General features: G+C 50.5%; 15 protein-coding genes. 1 reads left to right on the top strand and 14 read right to left on the bottom strand.

What is annotated here, in order from left to right:
• Nucleotides 1-95: 95 nt before the first annotated feature.
• From A3842_RS01155 to A3842_RS01135, 5 genes are all read right to left on the bottom strand, one after another.
• Complete coding sequence (locus A3842_RS01155; RefSeq protein ID WP_074088419.1) at nucleotides 96-326, bottom strand: cold-shock protein; 231 nt, start codon at nucleotides 324-326, stop codon at nucleotides 96-98.
• Between the two features lie 136 nt (nucleotides 327-462).
• The gene (locus A3842_RS01150; RefSeq protein WP_019914790.1) at nucleotides 463-663 is read right to left on the bottom strand and encodes a cold-shock protein; all 201 of its coding nucleotides are present in this window, start codon (nucleotides 661-663) and stop codon (nucleotides 463-465) included.
• Nucleotides 664-921: 258 nt separating this feature from the next.
• Nucleotides 922-1,200, bottom strand: a complete 279-nt coding sequence (locus A3842_RS01145) for a hypothetical protein (protein ID WP_074088418.1) — start codon at nucleotides 1,198-1,200, stop codon at nucleotides 922-924.
• Between the two features lie 71 nt (nucleotides 1,201-1,271).
• On the bottom strand, nucleotides 1,272-2,375 hold the full coding sequence (locus tag A3842_RS01140; RefSeq protein WP_074100145.1) for an MBL fold metallo-hydrolase: 1,104 nt from the start codon (nucleotides 2,373-2,375) through the stop codon (nucleotides 1,272-1,274).
• 93 nt (nucleotides 2,376-2,468) lie between these two features.
• Nucleotides 2,469-3,182, bottom strand: a complete 714-nt coding sequence (locus tag A3842_RS01135; RefSeq protein ID WP_074100144.1) for an HAD family hydrolase — start codon at nucleotides 3,180-3,182, stop codon at nucleotides 2,469-2,471.
• A gap of 148 nt (nucleotides 3,183-3,330) precedes the next feature.
• Between A3842_RS01135 and A3842_RS01130 the strand changes: the two genes are divergently transcribed.
• A complete protein-coding gene (locus tag A3842_RS01130; protein ID WP_074100143.1) occupies nucleotides 3,331-4,356 on the top strand; it encodes a copper amine oxidase N-terminal domain-containing protein in 1,026 nt (341 codons plus the stop codon).
• 131 nt (nucleotides 4,357-4,487) lie between these two features.
• Here the strand turns inward: A3842_RS01130 and A3842_RS01125 are convergent, their stop codons facing one another.
• The 9 genes from A3842_RS01125 to A3842_RS01085 all read right to left on the bottom strand — a co-directional run bounded on the left by A3842_RS01125 (nucleotide 4,488) and on the right by A3842_RS01085 (nucleotide 16,802).
• Entirely contained in the window at nucleotides 4,488-6,074 is a 1,587-nt protein-coding gene (locus tag A3842_RS01125; protein ID WP_074100142.1) for a histidine kinase N-terminal 7TM domain-containing diguanylate cyclase, read from the bottom strand.
• A 493-nt stretch (nucleotides 6,075-6,567) separates the two neighbouring features.
• A complete protein-coding gene (locus tag A3842_RS01120; RefSeq protein WP_074088414.1) occupies nucleotides 6,568-6,816 on the bottom strand; it encodes a type B 50S ribosomal protein L31 in 249 nt (82 codons plus the stop codon).
• Nucleotides 6,817-7,073: 257 nt separating this feature from the next.
• Nucleotides 7,074-7,928: a diguanylate cyclase domain-containing protein gene (locus tag A3842_RS01115; protein ID WP_074088413.1), complete on the bottom strand. Its 855-nt coding sequence runs from the start codon at nucleotides 7,926-7,928 to the stop codon at nucleotides 7,074-7,076.
• Nucleotides 7,918-10,014, bottom strand: a complete 2,097-nt coding sequence (locus tag A3842_RS01110) for a cellulose biosynthesis cyclic di-GMP-binding regulatory protein BcsB (protein WP_074100141.1) — start codon at nucleotides 10,012-10,014, stop codon at nucleotides 7,918-7,920. Before A3842_RS01110 ends, A3842_RS01115 begins: the two co-directional genes overlap by 11 nt.
• Before the next feature lie 44 nt (nucleotides 10,015-10,058).
• Nucleotides 10,059-11,309: a glycosyltransferase family 2 protein gene (locus A3842_RS01105; protein ID WP_074100140.1), complete on the bottom strand. Its 1,251-nt coding sequence runs from the start codon at nucleotides 11,307-11,309 to the stop codon at nucleotides 10,059-10,061.
• Nucleotides 11,310-11,330: 21 nt separating this feature from the next.
• Nucleotides 11,331-12,869, bottom strand: a complete 1,539-nt coding sequence (locus tag A3842_RS01100) for a hypothetical protein (protein ID WP_083607132.1) — start codon at nucleotides 12,867-12,869, stop codon at nucleotides 11,331-11,333.
• The gene (gene wsfD, locus A3842_RS01095) at nucleotides 12,866-14,443 is read right to left on the bottom strand and encodes a glycan biosynthesis hexose transferase WsfD (RefSeq protein WP_074088410.1); all 1,578 of its coding nucleotides are present in this window, start codon (nucleotides 14,441-14,443) and stop codon (nucleotides 12,866-12,868) included. Before wsfD ends, A3842_RS01100 begins: the two co-directional genes overlap by 4 nt.
• A gap of 24 nt (nucleotides 14,444-14,467) precedes the next feature.
• Nucleotides 14,468-15,619, bottom strand: a complete 1,152-nt coding sequence (locus A3842_RS01090) for a glycosyl hydrolase family 8 (RefSeq protein WP_074088409.1) — start codon at nucleotides 15,617-15,619, stop codon at nucleotides 14,468-14,470.
• 202 nt (nucleotides 15,620-15,821) lie between these two features.
• Nucleotides 15,822-16,802, bottom strand: coding sequence for a potassium channel family protein (locus A3842_RS01085; protein WP_371915970.1), 981 nt, complete (start codon nucleotides 16,800-16,802; stop codon nucleotides 15,822-15,824).
• Nucleotides 16,803-16,824: the final 22 nt, after the last annotated feature.

Here is a 16,824-nt window from a genome sequence, read left to right as displayed (position 1 = left end):
CACAAAAAAAATAGCCCGCTCCTCTAAAGGAACCGACTGCTAAATGATATTCTTAGTGCTGTCTAAATGTATAGATCGGCTTCTGAAGCGGCAGATTACGTAATCGTAATGCCCTTCTTGATCGCCTTCATGTCAAAATTCGTGTTCACAAGCATAGGCAGTATCTTCATGCTTCTAGTCATTGGAGAGTTACATTGCCAGCAGGTAGGTACATATTGAAAGGCAAAGTTATCGCGCATCCATCCTGAGCAATCCTCTTTGGTGCAGGACCAGATGGCTGTGTCTTCCTGTGGAAGATCCTCCAGTGCTTTTTTACGAAAATACATAAGTACCCCTCCTTGGTTCGAATTGAGAAGATGTCCACACCCCTTAACGGGCGTTATGGCAGGGCTGCAGCGGCTTGTTCGGTGTCAAAAAAAAAAGCTGCCCTCAACATGTGTTAAGGACAGCCTGATTTCAAAATTACAGTTTTACAACGTTTTCGGCTTGTGGTCCACGAGCGCCTTGAGTTACGTTGAACTCAACGCGTTGGCCTTCGTCCAAAGATTTGAAGCCGTCGCCAGTGATTGCGGAGAAGTGTACGAATACGTCGCTTCCGCCTTCAACCTCGATAAAACCGAAACCTTTGTCTGCATTGAACCATTTAACTGTACCTGTTTGCATGATATTACCTCCAAAATTTTATTTAACACATGTCCTTTTATTCCTACGTATTGTACGAACAAATAAAAATTCACACATTGGAAAAGGCTTCATACGCACAAATGATAACCCTTTACAATATGTGAATTAAGGTTTAACTTTATGTTTGAATTTATTGTATCACATTAATTCTCCGAAAGCAAAGGAATTGCTAAAAATAAAAATATTCTGCCCGGTCTGAGTCTTCCGCAAAGGCCGAAAACCGGGCAGCCGAAAGGGTTAGTCAATATATCCCGCTAGCCCTTTATCCATTAAATAATCCATTTCAGCATCGAGGATGCTCTCTACAGTCAGTTCATCCAGCTTCACATCGCGCTGGGCGACGATATAATCCACCAGATCATCGTTATCGATGTCTACCTCACCTTTGGCATTTGCTTTGGCCTTGTTGATAAAGGTCTGCTCATGCTTCAGCACCAGCTCAATCAGCTTCGGATCGACTTTCGTCTCCGCAGCCAGCACCTCCAGCAGCTCCTGTTCATTTACTTGATCACTCATATTCGTATAGTCAGCTCCTCTGGCATTTATGCACAGCTATTGTACCACAAGTCCTTACTCCGTCTCGCCTCTTACTTCCACCATGCCAGTGAAGGGACCTCGGCAGAACCCGCATAGACCGGCTCGCCGATGCGCGGTGTAGCCAGACGCACATTCTGCGCCTTCGCTGCTGCAAAGACACGCTCCACCGGATCAGTCCAGTCATGCATCGACAGGGTAAATGCCGCCCAATGGATCGGAATCATGAGGGCGCCGCGCACATCCAAATGCGCCTGAACTGTCTGTTCCGGAAACATATGAATATCCGCCCAGCGCGGATCGTATTGACCGCATTCCATCAGCGTCAGATCAAAGGGTCCATACTTCTCGCCAATCTCGGCAAAGTGAGGGCCATAGCCGCTGTCCCCGCTGAAGAAGATCTTCGTCTCCGCCCCCCGGATAATCCATGAGCACCAGAGGGTGGAGTTGCGGTCCAGCAGGCTGCGCCCGGAGAAATGCCGCGCCGGAGCACTGGTCAGCGTAAGCCCCGCATACCGGATTTCATCCCACCAGTCCTGCTCACGAATGTTCTCCCGGCTCACCCCCCAGCGCTGCAGGTGTGCACCGACGCCAAGCGGTACAATGAACATGCCCACCTTGTCCTTCAACTGCTTGATCGTGCCGTAGTCGAGGTGGTCATAATGGTCATGGGAGAGCAGTACGGCATCGATGTGAGGCAGCTCCGAAATCTGGGCCGGCAGCTGCTTGCTGTATCGACGTCCCCCGACAAATGGAAAAGGGGATGGCGAGCGGCCCAGCATCGGATCAAGGAATAGCGTCACTCCATCTATCTCCAGCAGGACAGCGGAATGTCCAAACCAGGTCACCCGGGTGTCTCCGGTCGCCTGAATCGAACCGGGCAGGAGCTTCTCCGGAATCAGGGGCTGCTGCGGCCGCGAGCGGGGATTGCCTTTGATGAAATCCTTGAGAATGGAAAAGCCGCCTCCAGCGCTGTTTTCCATCATCACAGTTGCTGCAGGATACACAAATTTGCCATTCTTGTAATTCAGCGAGCGGCTGATCATCCGCTTTTCCTCCTTGGAGGCTCTGCGGCCAAAGGAAGGATAAAAGGTCATTACAACGTAAGCCAACACGGCCAGCGCCACAAGGAAAACAGCGATAATAATTAAGGTCATGGTCCAGCCCTTCTCTCCCACATATTAAGATCTTAGGCATATTATAAATCTGGCCGGAACCGGGAGCAAATGTACCGCCAGTAATCCAGAAAGCTACAGGTTCCAGCCAGGGATTTTGCGCAAATCGCCATCCCAGATTTGGACGGTGCTCTGCACCGGAACGTCAGCCGGAGAGGAAGCCGTACGAATGAAGCAGGAATCAATTCCCACTGCCGCCGCACCCGTCATGTCTGTACGCGGATCATTGCCGATCATAACAGCCGAGCTTAGATCAGCCCCGTACTTCTCTGTCAAATAGCGGTAAAACAGCGGATCAGGTTTGCTGATGCCTGCCTCCGAGGATATCGCAACCCCGTCGAATAAATGCAGAATACCCAGCATGGTCAGTTCTGCTTCGATGAAGGTTTTCTGGCCGTTGGAGAGCAAGAACACCTTCTTGCCCCGCGATCTCAGGTGCCGCAGTATTTCCTCAACCCCGTCATACAGGGAGATCTTAATCATGGATAAGGTGCGCAGCCATCTTACGGTTTCGTGCAGCCAGGCTTGTCCAGGGTTCCCGCCCAAATACCGGGCTACCTCCCGGAAGACCTCCTCCATCACAAAATCCGGGAACTCACAGTGCTGTGCAGCAGCGGCAAGCTGACGGTCCCGTTCCAGCAGAAACCGCTGCTGCAGCTCCCCTCCGGTAATAGTCAGGCCATGATAACCGAAGTGGAGCGCAAGCCGCTCCCAGACTCCGGGTTGCTCCTCATCCGTCTTAATGTCAATCAGCGTGCCATATAGATCAAAAATATATGTCTGATACATAGTTCCCCTCCTAAGCGTCTGTATTGAAGCTATTGTTAATATTTTCATTCTAAACGGATATGGGACTTATGCAACAAAATCCCATATCCTGACGTTTAGAGGTTAACAGACCCGGCACCAGAGAATCTGAACCAAAGGAGCTTCCTTCATGAACGCTATCCTAAAAACAAGTGTTATCCTTCTAACCCTGTCGCTCGCCCTTACCACCGGAGGGGTCTCTGCTGCCCCTAGTGCTTCATCCACACACTTCAGCGCCGTAAAGGCATCCTCATCTGTGGCTGCTATATTCTCGATATCCCTGAGCGGGACTGCTCTTTCGGAGTCCGGCTACCAGCCTTCCGGCAGCAAAGAGCCGCTGGTTCCTCTTCGCGCTGTTGCCGGTGCGCTTGGCTTCACGGTTGCCTGGAATGCGCAGACGAAGGCCGTAGACCTGAATAAGGGGAGCATTTTCACTACAGTAAAAAGTGGCCAAGACCGTTATACAATCAATAAAAGATACATCACACTCGGTACAGCTCCGCAAACAAAGCAGGGCAAGCTGTATGTCCCCGCCTCTTTTATAAGTAAAGTGCTGCGGCAAGCGGTAACCGTGGAGGGACAACAGATTCTGATTCGTCCGGCAGCAGATGGTCTCAGTGAGACCGGCGTGATCACTTCTATTACCGATGCGGACAACTACCAGGCCGTGCATATCCGGGGGATCGGTACAGAGGGAATCGTTCTGAACGTTGGGAAGGATACCCGGCTTGTCCGCAAAGACGGCTCGGCGCTGGCCTTCAGCGAGCTTCACATCGGCATGACTATTGAGGCTCAGCACTCCCTGATCTCTACCCGCAGCCTGCCTCCGCAAACTCCGGCCTACCAGATTACTGTACTGGACGCGGAATCACCAGACGAATTTCTGGGCACGGCAGGCACCATCCAGCAAGTCATTACCGCCGGGGATGGTACAGCCAGCATCCGTATCCGCGGCAGTGCACTGAGCGGGAAATCACAAAATGAAGTTGTGCTTCGCCTGACGGAGGCTACTGTTATCATCAATTCAAGCGGAGAAGCTGTATCCTCCGCCGATCTCACCGAGGGCGCCAAGGTTATCGGGTTCTATAGTCCCTTCCTGACCCGAAGCCTGCCTCCAACGGGAACGGCCCTGAAGGTGGTCTTGGAGACGGAGTAACATTAGGCTTGTGCGCTCGCAATAGCGTGAACCCTATAAATCCTTATATTTCAAAAAAAAGCCGCGGTGCTCTGCAAAATTGCAGAATCGCGGCTATTTGATAGGTGCCTCAAATCATTTATTCTATGTACTCATCCTTTAAGTGCTTCCCGAATGGCCGGCTCGCGGCCCAGCGTAACTCTGTTCTTGCCGGTGGCCTTGGATAGATACAGCGCTTCATCGGCCTGGCGGTACAGATCCTCAAAGGTTACATCGCTGCGCTCCGTGAAGGCAATTCCGATGCTGACCGTAAGCCTGATACTGTGTCCCTCGCCCAGATGGACCACATGCCCGCCCATCGTTTCCCGGAAACACTCTGCCTCCTTCAGCGCCTCGTTCTCGCTGCCTGTGAAGAAGCACACGGCGAACTCTTCGCCGCCCACCCTGCCAGCAATCCCCTTATCCTCATATTCCGCAAGGATCTTGCGGGAGAAGTTCACCAGTGCCAGATCGCCAGCCATATGCCCGTATGTATCGTTAATCAATTTGAAATCGTCTATGTCGAACAGAAGCAGCGCTAGTCCCGCTCCGTCCCGTACAGGATACTGCTGTAACAGACGCATGAAATGCCTCCGGTTATAGAGGCCGGTCAGATCATCCACTGTCGCCTGATGGAGCAGTTCACGTTCATAACGTTTCTTCTCGCTGAGGTCACTGAATACCATGAGCATCCCCGTAGTTTCGGCCTTGCCCCGTTCAGTGGCAATGAGAGAGACGCCAAACCAGGCCCCCTCCTCGCTAGGCGCTTTGATTTCGAATTGCCCCTCGATACGTTTGGAATATTGTGATGCGATATCTTCATAGCGGTTCAGCAGCAGATGGATACTCCTGCCCATCCAGGTGTTGTTCCTAGGCTCCTGCTGCTCTTTCAGCAAGCTGCGCAGCATAGCGTCAGCTGCCTCATTTATATCAATAATGTTGTCATAGCGGTCCGTCAGCACAATGCCGTCTTTCATATTCTCAAAGATTTTACTCTTGGCCAGAGGATACAGCGACAGCCGCGGATCGCGGAAAATGCTGAGGTATCCGGCAAGAATCGGCGGCAGATAAGTAAATGCCGTGAAGCCTGTAATGGTAATTCTGAGAAGCGGCAGCAAAAACACTGATAGAACCGGAATCAGCAGCCCTCCCAGCAACATTAGATTCCGGCGAAAATAATATTTGGGGGAGTTCAGTAAGGATAAAGCCAGTAAATAAACAGCATATAACCCGAACATCTGGTCATAGGCAATCAGTATCATACTCAGCACCGTGGGATGAACTACTATTCCGGTGACGCCCGCCACGGTGGCAAGTCCTATCCCGCTGCGCATCAGGTGATGATACGAATCGGTAAAGATCAGCGCCACATCCAGGGCAACCGGAATGCAGAAGAGGGCAAGCCTCCTGGCCAGCCCCTCCACAGAACGGGACACATACTCTTTGATTACCGCGTAAGTAAAGATCGTGCTTAGAAATAGCGGGGGCTGCTGCAGATTCTTCCACCAAAGCTTGGCCTGAAAAGAAACCGATATGATCTCTCCGGCTGTAGCCGCAAAGATCAAGCTGACCAGCAGCATTAAGATCCATAAATAACGTCTTCCCGGCGTGGAGCGGTACTTATATGAACTGACACCCATATAGAGACTTAGAACACAGCCCATCAATAGATAAAACGGATAACCCTGCATCCACGGCATGTCATATTTCTCCTATTTTTGAGATCACTTTGCCTTATTATATCCTACTCTTTCACACAAATGAATGATACTTACAAAAACTCCGGATGTCACGGGACATTTGCTTCGCGTACAGGTCAAAGGGAACCACTGGTTCTTCAGCCAGCTCTGTGCCTTCGAAACACAACGAAGACCCTGCGGGCAGCCCGCAGAGTCTTCAAAAGGTGAGAAGTGAATGTTTAGTTATGCCAGGTTCCAGAGGCTAGGGTACTTTTCCGGTAAACAATCGACGCCATCTCGATTTGTTTTTGCCTTTCAGATAGTACATGGGTGAAATCAACTACCTTTCGGAAAACACATTACATGCCGTTCCAAACGCTATAATTGACACCTTCCACTTCCCACCTGCTTATTATTACCCGAAATCTGCGGTTGATAAGCAGCTTGTACAAAAAAAAGAGGATCTCCCATCCGCCATCTGCATGGCTGCGGAATATCCTCTGTGGCCAAACTATTATTTCTTCTGAGCCAACCGTTGTTTGAACTTGTCAACACGGCCGCCAGTTTCGGTATCTCTTTGTTTACCAGTGTAGAACGGGTGGGATGCGGAGCTGGAGTCCACACGGATCACTGGATAAGTGTTGCCGTCTTCCCATTCCATAGTTTCACCGGACGATTTAGTGGACGAGCTCAGGAATTTGAAACCTACGCTGGCATCCAGGAAAATCACCTGGTTGAATTTAGGGTGTATGCCTTCTTTCATTGTAGTAACCTCCTTCCCGTACATATACAATCTCTATGGCAAAATGAAGCGATCTCTAGGGAGATAACTAAATCCACAGATTTACACGCCATACTATCATACGTGATCTGGAGCGTGGAGTCAACCATCAAAATCAATACACAGCCCAGCTAGAGCGGCTTCACCATTCCGCCATCAATCAGCAGGCACTAGGGCCAGGCTCGCGAGAGCCACCAGCATGCTTATCGCCAGCTATACTGATACGGACTACTTATCGGCTACACATCATACTCCAGCTGCTTCTTGGCCTGAACAATAAAGTCTAACGGATTCTCTATCGTTGCTTCCTCATATTGCACGGCTCCGATTTTCAGCCCCAGATTGACCTTATATTTCTTAGAGAACTCCGTGTCATTCAATTCCTGCAGCTTGAATTTAATCCGTTCGATTACAATCTTGGCCCCTTCGCGGTCCGTGAATAGCAGAAGCCCCCAGGTGGCATCCTCCTTGTCCAGCAAATACAGCGCATCATTGGTGCGGATACTGGATTGACTAAGCTGGGAGACATCATAGATCGCGTCGGATAACTGATCTTCAGGAATCAGACGGCGGATTTCGCTCCAGTACTTCACCTTGACCACCAGCAGGGTCAGCGGAATGCTGTAGCGGGTAGAAATCCCTGTGAACAGACTGGCGTCCTTCTGAAAAGATATCGTGTTGCGCAAATCGGTGTTCTCGTCTACAGTGGCGAGATTAGCCGTTCGTTTCTCCAGCCGCTCGTTCTCGGCCTGCAGCTCCCGGGTAGTGGAGGTGAATACCCACAGCACCACCGTAAGCAGCGGAGTCATCACCAGCCAAAAATACGTATTGACACCAATGGTCTCCCCCTCCGACACCGTCTGGTAGAGAACAAAAAAGCCGTATCCGAAGATAAATGCAAGATTAAGCACCAGCCCGGCGGTTACGTTGGTGAAATAGGTGACCAGTGCCAGCAGAAAAGCGATATTTAAAATAATAATATTCTGGATGTAATGATCGGGAGAGCCTGCGATAAACACGATACATATGAAGATCAGCACCAGGAATACCAAAAAGGCTATATCGGAAAACAGGCTGCTGCGGTTACGTCTCATGCTTATCACCACGTTTCTTCATATGTTTACGGAGGAGCAGAAGCAGCGACACGATCATAAGCATGACCGCAAGCACGACAGCCACTACGAATCCCAGCACATCGCTGCGGTCGGTAATCTGTGTAATCACGGAGTCCTTGGCTGCTCCGGTAATCGTTTTGAAGCGGTACGCGCTGACATTGCCGTCTTTGTCGGCGGTGACGCTGTCGCCGTATACCTTCCACTTGTCTTTTTCGCTGGCGATCAGCTTGGAGACCAGATAGATATCCTCCGTACTGGCTCCAGTCACCGCCATAAAACCCCGTCCGCTCTGATAAGGGGACTCCAGCAGCTGCAATGTGCCGATCTCTGCCCCGTATTGCTCATCAATGCTCATCTTCTCATTAGAGGTGAACGAGGACCCGTCCTTGCTGTACCGGAAGTACAGCTTGTCATTGTTGTCACGAATGACCTTATTGTCCCTATAGGAGCCGATAGCGATAATATTATTGTCCTTCAGGTTATCCGCACCGACAGTATCGGTGTAATAGTGGATATCTCCTGTATTCCCACCCGCATATTGACCCAGCAGATTGAAGACATTCGCCAGGCTCAGGTAGGAGTAGTTATCCATCTTCTGAGGCAGCACAACCGCCACATGGTTGAAGATTTCATCACGCAGGAACGGATAAGGATAATTATTGAACAGCAGATCCGTCCGGTCTTTGGTATTCAGATGCATAGCCGTATCCTTGCTGATATAGGCCCAAGGCATTTGTCCCGTATTCGGGGTACAGATGGCATTCTGCATCTCCAGGTCGAAGGCCACCGTCACTGAGAAGTTGCCGGTGATATTCAGACTCTGCGGAATGGCCAGATTCAGTGTATCGCCGTTCGCCAGCTCCTTGGTCAGCTTCTTGCTGCCGACCGGAGTATTATTAATGCTCACGGTTACCAGCGAGCGGTCGAAATCCAGATTCTCCGCATAGCGGAAATCCAGGCTGATCTTGCCGGAATCGGCAATCGAGCGGTTCGACGGCAGAGACACGAAATAGGTCTGCTCCTGATGGTTCGGACCGGTCAGCTTGTCGCCGGTTTCAGTAAAGGTCACGTTCGAGCTGATGGCAAAAGCCGGAGACGTCACATCGGTGGCCTCATCCACGACCTTCGTGTTGCTGCTGATCTGGCTGACGAGCTGCCGGCTGGCGAGAAGCCGGCCGGCCTTGATCAGCAGGCTCTCATCCTTGGAAGTGACCACCAGGGTAGGCCGCGTATCCTTGTTCACCAGTTGGATCAGGGCATGTCCCCCCAAGTCCACGGATGAATCCAGCTGCTGCTTCAATTCACCCGGTACACGGTCCGCCAGGGCAACCAGAATCACGAGTCCCCTGTCCTTAACCGATTCTTCCCTGTAAGGCAGCAGCGGCAGGGTTGTGCCCGGCAGGGTATTGGCCTTGGCGAAACCGGATAAGGCGTAGGTGGCTGCTTCCAGCTCGGAGCCGCTGGCATTGTCCGGTACGCTCAGGAGGCTTTGGCCTTTTTTCACATAATCCATGCCGGAGAAACGCTCGCTGAAATCGCCGATGCCGCCGCTCAGAGCCTTGGTGGTATAAGATACCGCAACATCAGAGGTATTGAACAGATGCAGCCAGTTATCCGGTGTATTGTCCACGTAGCAGACCTGATTATTCTCCTTCGCTGTCCGCAGATACCCCTGAATGCTTAGCGTGTTTACCCCATTCTTCAGGAAGCTCTTAGGTGCGTTAACGGATATACTTTGTTCCCCGTTGTTTTGCAGAGTGGGTCTGAAGGAGTAGAAAGGGCTGCCGTTCAGCGACAGCGTAACGCTGGAGATCTGATCCACTGTTATTTGCGAAATCTGAAAATGCAGATTGACCTTCAGGCCCTCGACATTCCAGTAGTCCATTACTGTAAAATACTGCTGTTGCGAGCTTGTTCCCGTAAGTGAACTGTCAGTTCCGGTAAATGCGGTCTCATAGATCAGCTTTTCGCCAACCGGGACCGCTGCAGCTGCAGAAGCCGCCCGGACCGGGATCAGGAAAAGGGAGAGGCAGAGCACCCATATCATCATCTGTTTTTTGTTCATCGTCTTGGTCTCCTGTATCACTGATTTCTTGTCCTGCTGGTGTCTTAGTATCGTTCCGTTTTGTACCACTTGGCTTCCCTTTTGAAGATGACGTCTTTCAGATAGTTGTATAGTCCGTAAGCGGCAACGACCATCCACAGCTGGCAGTAGGATACATACATCAGCATAATGATCCACAGGTTGGACAGGCTCATCTCGCCTTTTTCTGTCGTGAGTGTGACGAAGATGCCCACTACGAACAGAATGACTGCGAGCAGCCACAGGAAGCTGCTGAGTCCGGCTATGGTGGTATGCACGTAGCCCATCGCATGCAGCACGAGCAGCAGATCGGAGGTGACCAGCGAGATCAGCAGCAGGAAGTAGATGGACAGGTAATACAGGATATCGAAGCGGATTTTGGCTGCCGAACGGTCAAAGAGCAGAGGGATATTTTTGACAATGACATAGATATTGCCCTTGGCCCAGCGCGTGCGCTGCTTGAACCAGACCTTCACCGTCTGCGGTTCCTGCTCCCAGGTGACCGATTTGGGCTGGAATTTGATCCGGTAGCCCATCATATAAATGCGGAAGCTGATCTCCGTATCCTCAGCGATTGCTTTGACGTCCCAGCCGCCAATGCTCTCCACAATCGACCTGCGCATAATGAAGTTGGTGCCGGGGATCGTGCACAGCTTGAACAGCTTCCAGCGCCCGGCCTGGGCCATCCATTGAAAGGACAGTGTCTCAATATTAATAAACCGGGTGAGCAGGCTTGCATTGCGGTTGCGGGTCCGGAATTTGCCGATCACCGCGCCCAGCGTGGCATCATTCATGATTTCGGCGACGAGATACCTCAGTGCGGTCCGCTCCGGCGTATTATCTGCATCATAGATAGCGATCAATTCACCTCTGCTGCGGGTGAAGCCGATGTTCAGCGCATTGGACTTCCCTTTGCCGCCCGTGACCGCATCCGTGTTGATAATGATCAGATTGCGTCCCGGGACGCGTCTCTGAATATGGCCCAGCAGCTCAGCACTGTTGTCGGACGAATTGTCGTTAATCACAATAATCTCGTACCGGTCCTGCGGGTAATCCAGCGCCAGCAGGGATTCGACGGTTTTGCTGATGACAACACCCTCGTTGTGGGCCGGCACCATAATCGTAACGAAAGGATACTCGCCCTTAATCTCCGGAACATCTTCATTTTCGGTTGTAATGTAATACAGATAGCCCGCTATAATCAGAGCTACGTTGACCAGCAGCAGGGACCAGATGCAGATCACCGCAATTACCATCAGCACATCTGAGATCGTCATGTTTTCTCCTAGCTCCTATTATCATGATTTCAAATACTTCTTCCGGTACAGCCTGTAACCGATGGTCATCAGGCCGCCGAACAGCAGCAGGGCAGCAATAATAACAACGATAAAAAATTTATTCTGCACACTGAACAGCTTGGTGAAGCTTCGGATCTGCTCTTCTTTGTATTGGTAATCACTGCTTACGGCCTCCGGGACATAGTCGACATTCAGGGGAACGCCGTTCACCGACACCACTCCATCTGCGGAGACCACCGTATTCTCCTCTGTAACAGTCTTGTGCGCCCCCTGCTTGTAATCGGCAAAAGTGATCCACTGCTGTTCCAGCGTCTGCAGCAGCTTGTTAATCCCGGCTTCATCCTCCGGCAGCTCTGCGGTAATTGCCGTATTGACCGGCAGCTGCGGCATCGCGTGGGAAGTGTGACTCAGCCCCTGCAGGGACTCCGTCGTCAGGCTGTAGAGAGAGGAGGCGAACGTCTTGGAGACATTCGTCTGGTCCATGTACCTGACTTCCTCATCCGGGTACAGCACCGCAGAGTCAAAAAAGCCCAGTCCCCGCTCTGCATATTCTTTGTCATAGCTCCAGTAGCTTTCCGCACCCGCACCAAGCGGTGCCAGCCCGTTCTTGATCAACACATTGAGAAAAGCGTTCATTTTATCATGCAGCGTATAATCATTGCTGTTGATGGGAGGTCTCACGGCAGGGGCATTAACCAGGATAGTGCCATTGCGGGACTGTACAATTTTCAGTGCCTCCAGATAACGTTCCATCGCCGGAAAATCAGTATTGCCGAACACCGGTTGGACACTTGCGATGAACGGAATGCCTTCCTGATATAGCCGGTCCGCCACTTTCTCCAAGAGATCCAGATCAGAGAATGGATAAATCTCTCTAAGCACCAGATAAGTGTGGGGAACTGCGGAAGAAGGAAGCCAGTCCTTTAGCACATAGGCCATCGCCATTACACTGGAGTCTCCTTGCCTCAGGTAAGGAGCGTAGGTATATTGTCCGCTGCTTACAGCATAAGGAGCCTCCAGGCTGCTCTCCTGAAAAGACAGGCGGCCATAAGTCCTGACTGCCTGGCTTGCAGCAATATAGGGCATCTCCTCCACCTTAAGATCAATCCCTGAAAAGCCCCCTATAGAGAGCTTGGCACTCCCTCCGGGCCATACAGCAGCAGTAAGCCTCAGCGCCTGCTTCATTGGACCGGGAGTATTGTATCCTACATACATCAACTGACCCGGATAGTCCGCGATATCCTTCAGATAAGCCTCATTTGTAATGGACAGATCGGAACGGTTAATGACAGTAATTACTTTGGAGTAGGAGTTCAGAACACCTTTCTCGTACTTATCCAGACTCGACAGCGTAACTTTTGTGCTGTAAGCTGCCAGCAGCCTTTGAAGCTCCGCCACATTTCCCGCGAGGGCCGTCCCCTTCGCCAGGCTGTCGTACAGCAGCAAGACTCGCTGCGGAGCGGCCGCGGAATGTGCGGGTGCGGGCAGCAACAATAGAGTCATAAGCAGCAGCAGGCTGACCATCCCTTTAAGTTTCAAACACTCACACCCTTTTCAGGTCCCGCATAATCGGTTGTAGGAATTGTAGGAAGAGCGGTGTCAGCAGGGGTCGCCTGTGCAGCTGTTGGCAGTTTTCTGCGAGTAAACAATCCCCGGCTAATGACGCTCGACAGGGTCAGAAATGTCACCAAATCAAACGACTGTGTGAACAAAAATTCATGTTTGGCGATGTCGGCATCGCCCGCTCCAATAATGGATACAAATATGCCGGAGAGACCCACCAGCATGGTCGCCAGAACCAGCATTGATCTCTGCATTGACCGGAAATCCCGCTGTTTGACCGCCGCTGCGAAGGATGGCATATAGATTCCCGTAACCACTGCCATCCACAGGAGAATGAAACCAAACGTCCGGGGAGCAAGCTTTTCCTTAAGCAGACTGTATCCGGTGAAAAACCTGCTCTGTGCCCGGAATTCCTTCCCTGCTGATTTCTCGTAGTTTCCCATAGCCGCAGGTTTGATGGTATAAGCGCTCTTGGCAGCGGTATTCAGAATAGAGCCCATTTGGTCGGGATGAGTCATATAGTATTTCAAAATCGAAATAAATCCATAGTGGCTGTAGAAATTCTTCTCCAGAATTCCCGCTTTCACATCGACCGTACCGTACTGGTCATAATACGTATTCCCTTTCAGAATGGCGTATTGCTCATTGATGCCAAAGGATTGGAGTTCCGTTTCCGGGTTCTCCGATTCCAACAACACGCCGCGGGTCATCGCATGGTATTGGTTGATGTTCACAAATTCCTTAGAAATGTTCAGATAGGTCGCTATTCCGGATATCATCATCAGCCCAATAGAGGCGGCAGTAAGGTAGCGGAAAATACGATCTTTACGAATCCCAATGAGCGGTATTGCGAGCACGGAAATGACCATGCCTACAGGAGCGTTCTGCTGCTTGGAGGTAGTCAGGATGAGGGTACTGACCACAAAAAGTGCCAGCATGGCATAGTCATTGTATTTTTTGCGGTACAGCAGCAACCAAGAAGCGAAAACGAAGAGCATCATGATCATCACCACGCTCTCGCTGAAAAAAGAGTTGAAATAAGCCGTATAGCCTGTATCGCCAAATATAAAAACAGCCAAGGCAGCGACAATCATCCCCCGTGTGCGAGACATTTTGCAGGTCACGGCTTCGATTAATAAATAGACGCCGGTCACATACAGAATCGTATAAATACCTGCTTGAAATCGGATATCGAAGACCTCTTTGCTGAATACCAGCTTATTGATCACAAGGGACAGCTTAATAAATAGGGATTGGGAGGATACCAGCATGGAACTATTCTCGTTATAGTATTGATAGATTCCAAACTGCTTCACAAAATAACCAAAATATCTGCTGTCATAATCAGGCAGGTTGAAGTACAGCCCATTACTGTAGATGATCCGGAAAAAGTCACCGTTGTCTGCCATTCCTACATAGGGAGCTGTAAACAGAGCTATAACTGTAACCAGCAATACTCCGAAGGCTGCTACAAGAGCTGGGGAAACCCGTAGTCCGGTAAGCACCATATGCTGCCGCAGCGTTGTTTTTACTATGTTGTTATCGATCATACGGGTCACCTTCGTTACTGTGGTTTAGAGTGAATAAGAATAAGCAAGTAAGGCCATAAGATTATCAAAAGAATACGCCTGTCTCGTATCCGTATTGCCGAATCCGCCGAACAGCGGACTGTTCGTCTCCCGGACCTGAAATTCGTTCATTCGCGAAATTCCCGAACGGTAGAGTGCATCGTCTCCTGCTTCTGCGCCAATCATAGCCGCCAGAGCATAAATCGCGGTGGACCTTATCTCATTCAGCGGCTTCCCGTCACGGGAATATTGCCCGTAAAGCGTCCCTGCCTCGACTTGTTCCTTGATATAGCGGATACTTGCAGGCTTCTGCCGGCCTGTCTCTGCCAAATGCAGAATACTCAGGAGGGATTCCACCGTATTGATATTCTCCGAGCTGTAAACTCCTGTACCATAATCGAATCTCGTCTCGTAGAATGGGAACGAATCTGAGAGGTAGCCCTCCTCCAGAATCCCATCCATGTTATGCAATAATATACCTCTTAATTCGTTAGAAATCGACACTTTTCGCAATGTGCCTAAATCAATATAACATAATGTAATGAAGCTATTCGTAGTTTTGTAAATTTTGTCATAAAAATCGTACATATATCCTTCTTTTACATTATTCTCATAGAAGCGCTGGCTGTATTTATCCGCTTGCTCTGTATAAGCCGGCTCGTCAAAAATCTTACCCGCCTCATATAAAGCTCCAATTAAACGGAGGTCATCGACAGCTGCATTCACAGGATACTGCTTCTGCTGTTTGGGGCTGTAGCGATAGCTAAATCCGCCCTCCATATCAAAGGTTTGCTCGGCCAATGCCCACTGGCTGGCAAATTGCTCCTTGTCGCCGGCAAGCACGGCTGCTCTCATCAAAAGCGAAGCCGATTCGCTCAGCACCTCATGACCGGTGGCCGCTTCACCGGATTCATCGGTCTCCAGCAAATTGGTATATACACCGTAAGGACCGGTAAGCTGCTTCGTAATAAATGCGCTCAACTCCTGCCTTTCTTCACGGATATTGATACTTTGGCCTATGGGTGACGAGGAAGGAGCTGTGGTCATCGTCTCATTGGCTGTGGCGGTAGGTTCGGTGGCTGGTTGGCCGCCGCTGCAGGAAGTCAGCAGCAGCAGTGTGAGTAGAAGCGCGGTGGCTTCGCTGAGTTTTCCGGTCATTCCATCACATCCTCGAGGAAGAAGGCATCTGTTATCTATATAATATAACGGTAATATAAGTCACAAACTTTAACTATGTAATTGATCATTATGTGTCTAATCGAATAAAAGATTCAATTTCAATAAGAAAGAGCTGTACGAAGGTTCCTGAGGGACCTGTACAGCTCTTTTTTCGGATGAAATATAGATAGATATCGTTCGGCTAGCCTTTGATCTGACGGTAAGTTTCCTCATCCGACACGATATAGAGTCTGGCTTCCTGCGGGATCGGCTGATCCAGCTTGCGGTTGATGCCAAGGTCACCCCGGTCGGACAATAGTGTCGCTCCCTGAAGCAGCAGCGCCTGAAACGCATCGCCGTAGGTACGCCAAGCGGCATCCCGGGGAACTTCATAGATATCATCCCCATGCTCCCGGCTAAGCAGTTGGGTAATCACCTCGGGATTCCCTTCCTGCAGCGCTGAGCGGACAGCGAGTCTTGAAATGGCATCATGCGAAAGTACGAATTCATTGACATGGACATGGCGGAAGTTTTGGATGTTCTTTTCCTGCATGATCTCAACAGTGGTATGTACCTGCGGAGCAATCCGCTCAATACTGGAGGCGATCAGCAGGGTTTTGCCATCCGTCAAAGAGGCCTCATCGATCCGCGTATCCCCGAATATGATTGCTGCCCTGGCTCCATAAATATTCGCCTTCTGCAGGATATCGTCGCTGGAAGGATCACCGCTGATGAAATGGACATGCTCCAGATGCTGCAGCGGATGCTGACCGCTCTCGTCGATGATGACGATCCGGCAGTCCCGCGAATAGCAGAGAATCTCATCGACGGCAGCCTGCGTTTTGCGGTTCCAATTGATCAGTACCACATGGTCTTTCCCATGAAAGCTCAAGGTTCCGGCTCCTCTCCTTCTTTGCAACTCCCCCATGGAATCAATAATCTTCCCGATCACCAAGCTGAGCAGCCCAATGCCGAAAATATACAGAAACATGGTAAATAGCTTTCCCGTCACCGATTTGGCAAAAAAGTCGCCATAACCTACGGTGGACATCGTTGTCATGACCCAATAAAAGGCATTGAACCAGTTATGGAAAGTTCCTGGCTCCAGTAAAAAGGCAATCGTTGCACTCATCACAATAAAGGCCAGGATGACCAGCCCAATGGACTTTTTCCTTAGACGCATCAGCTTTCCAGAGAGACGCAGT

Origin of the sequence: Paenibacillus sp. P3E (genome assembly GCF_001909045.1) — a bacterium.
Classification (GTDB): Bacteria; Bacillota; Bacilli; order Paenibacillales; family Paenibacillaceae; genus Paenibacillus_AQ; species Paenibacillus_AQ helianthi.
The sequence above is the reverse complement of the archived record's forward strand: the minus strand, read 5'-3'. Positions and strand labels throughout refer to the sequence as shown.

Coding starts and splice junctions, on each gene's coding strand:
- A3842_RS01155 (WP_074088419.1), bottom strand. CDS start 326: ATGTATTTTCGTAAAAAAGCACTGGAGGATCTTCCACAGGAAGACACA.
- A3842_RS01150 (WP_019914790.1), bottom strand. CDS start 663: ATGCAAACAGGTACAGTTAAATGGTTCAATGCAGACAAAGGTTTCGGT.
- A3842_RS01145 (WP_074088418.1), bottom strand. CDS start 1,200: ATGAGTGATCAAGTAAATGAACAGGAGCTGCTGGAGGTGCTGGCTGCG.
- A3842_RS01140 (WP_074100145.1), bottom strand. CDS start 2,375: ATGACCTTAATTATTATCGCTGTTTTCCTTGTGGCGCTGGCCGTGTTG.
- A3842_RS01135 (WP_074100144.1), bottom strand. CDS start 3,182: ATGTATCAGACATATATTTTTGATCTATATGGCACGCTGATTGACATT.
- A3842_RS01130 (WP_074100143.1), top strand. CDS start 3,331: ATGAACGCTATCCTAAAAACAAGTGTTATCCTTCTAACCCTGTCGCTC.
- A3842_RS01125 (WP_074100142.1), bottom strand. CDS start 6,074: ATGCCGTGGATGCAGGGTTATCCGTTTTATCTATTGATGGGCTGTGTT.
- A3842_RS01120 (WP_074088414.1), bottom strand. CDS start 6,816: ATGAAAGAAGGCATACACCCTAAATTCAACCAGGTGATTTTCCTGGAT.
- A3842_RS01115 (WP_074088413.1), bottom strand. CDS start 7,928: ATGAGACGTAACCGCAGCAGCCTGTTTTCCGATATAGCCTTTTTGGTA.
- A3842_RS01110 (WP_074100141.1), bottom strand. CDS start 10,014: ATGAACAAAAAACAGATGATGATATGGGTGCTCTGCCTCTCCCTTTTC.
- A3842_RS01105 (WP_074100140.1), bottom strand. CDS start 11,309: ATGACGATCTCAGATGTGCTGATGGTAATTGCGGTGATCTGCATCTGG.
- wsfD (WP_074088410.1), bottom strand. CDS start 14,443: ATGATCGATAACAACATAGTAAAAACAACGCTGCGGCAGCATATGGTG.
- A3842_RS01090 (WP_074088409.1), bottom strand. CDS start 15,619: ATGACCGGAAAACTCAGCGAAGCCACCGCGCTTCTACTCACACTGCTG.
- A3842_RS01085 (WP_371915970.1), bottom strand. CDS start 16,802: ATGCGTCTAAGGAAAAAGTCCATTGGGCTGGTCATCCTGGCCTTTATT.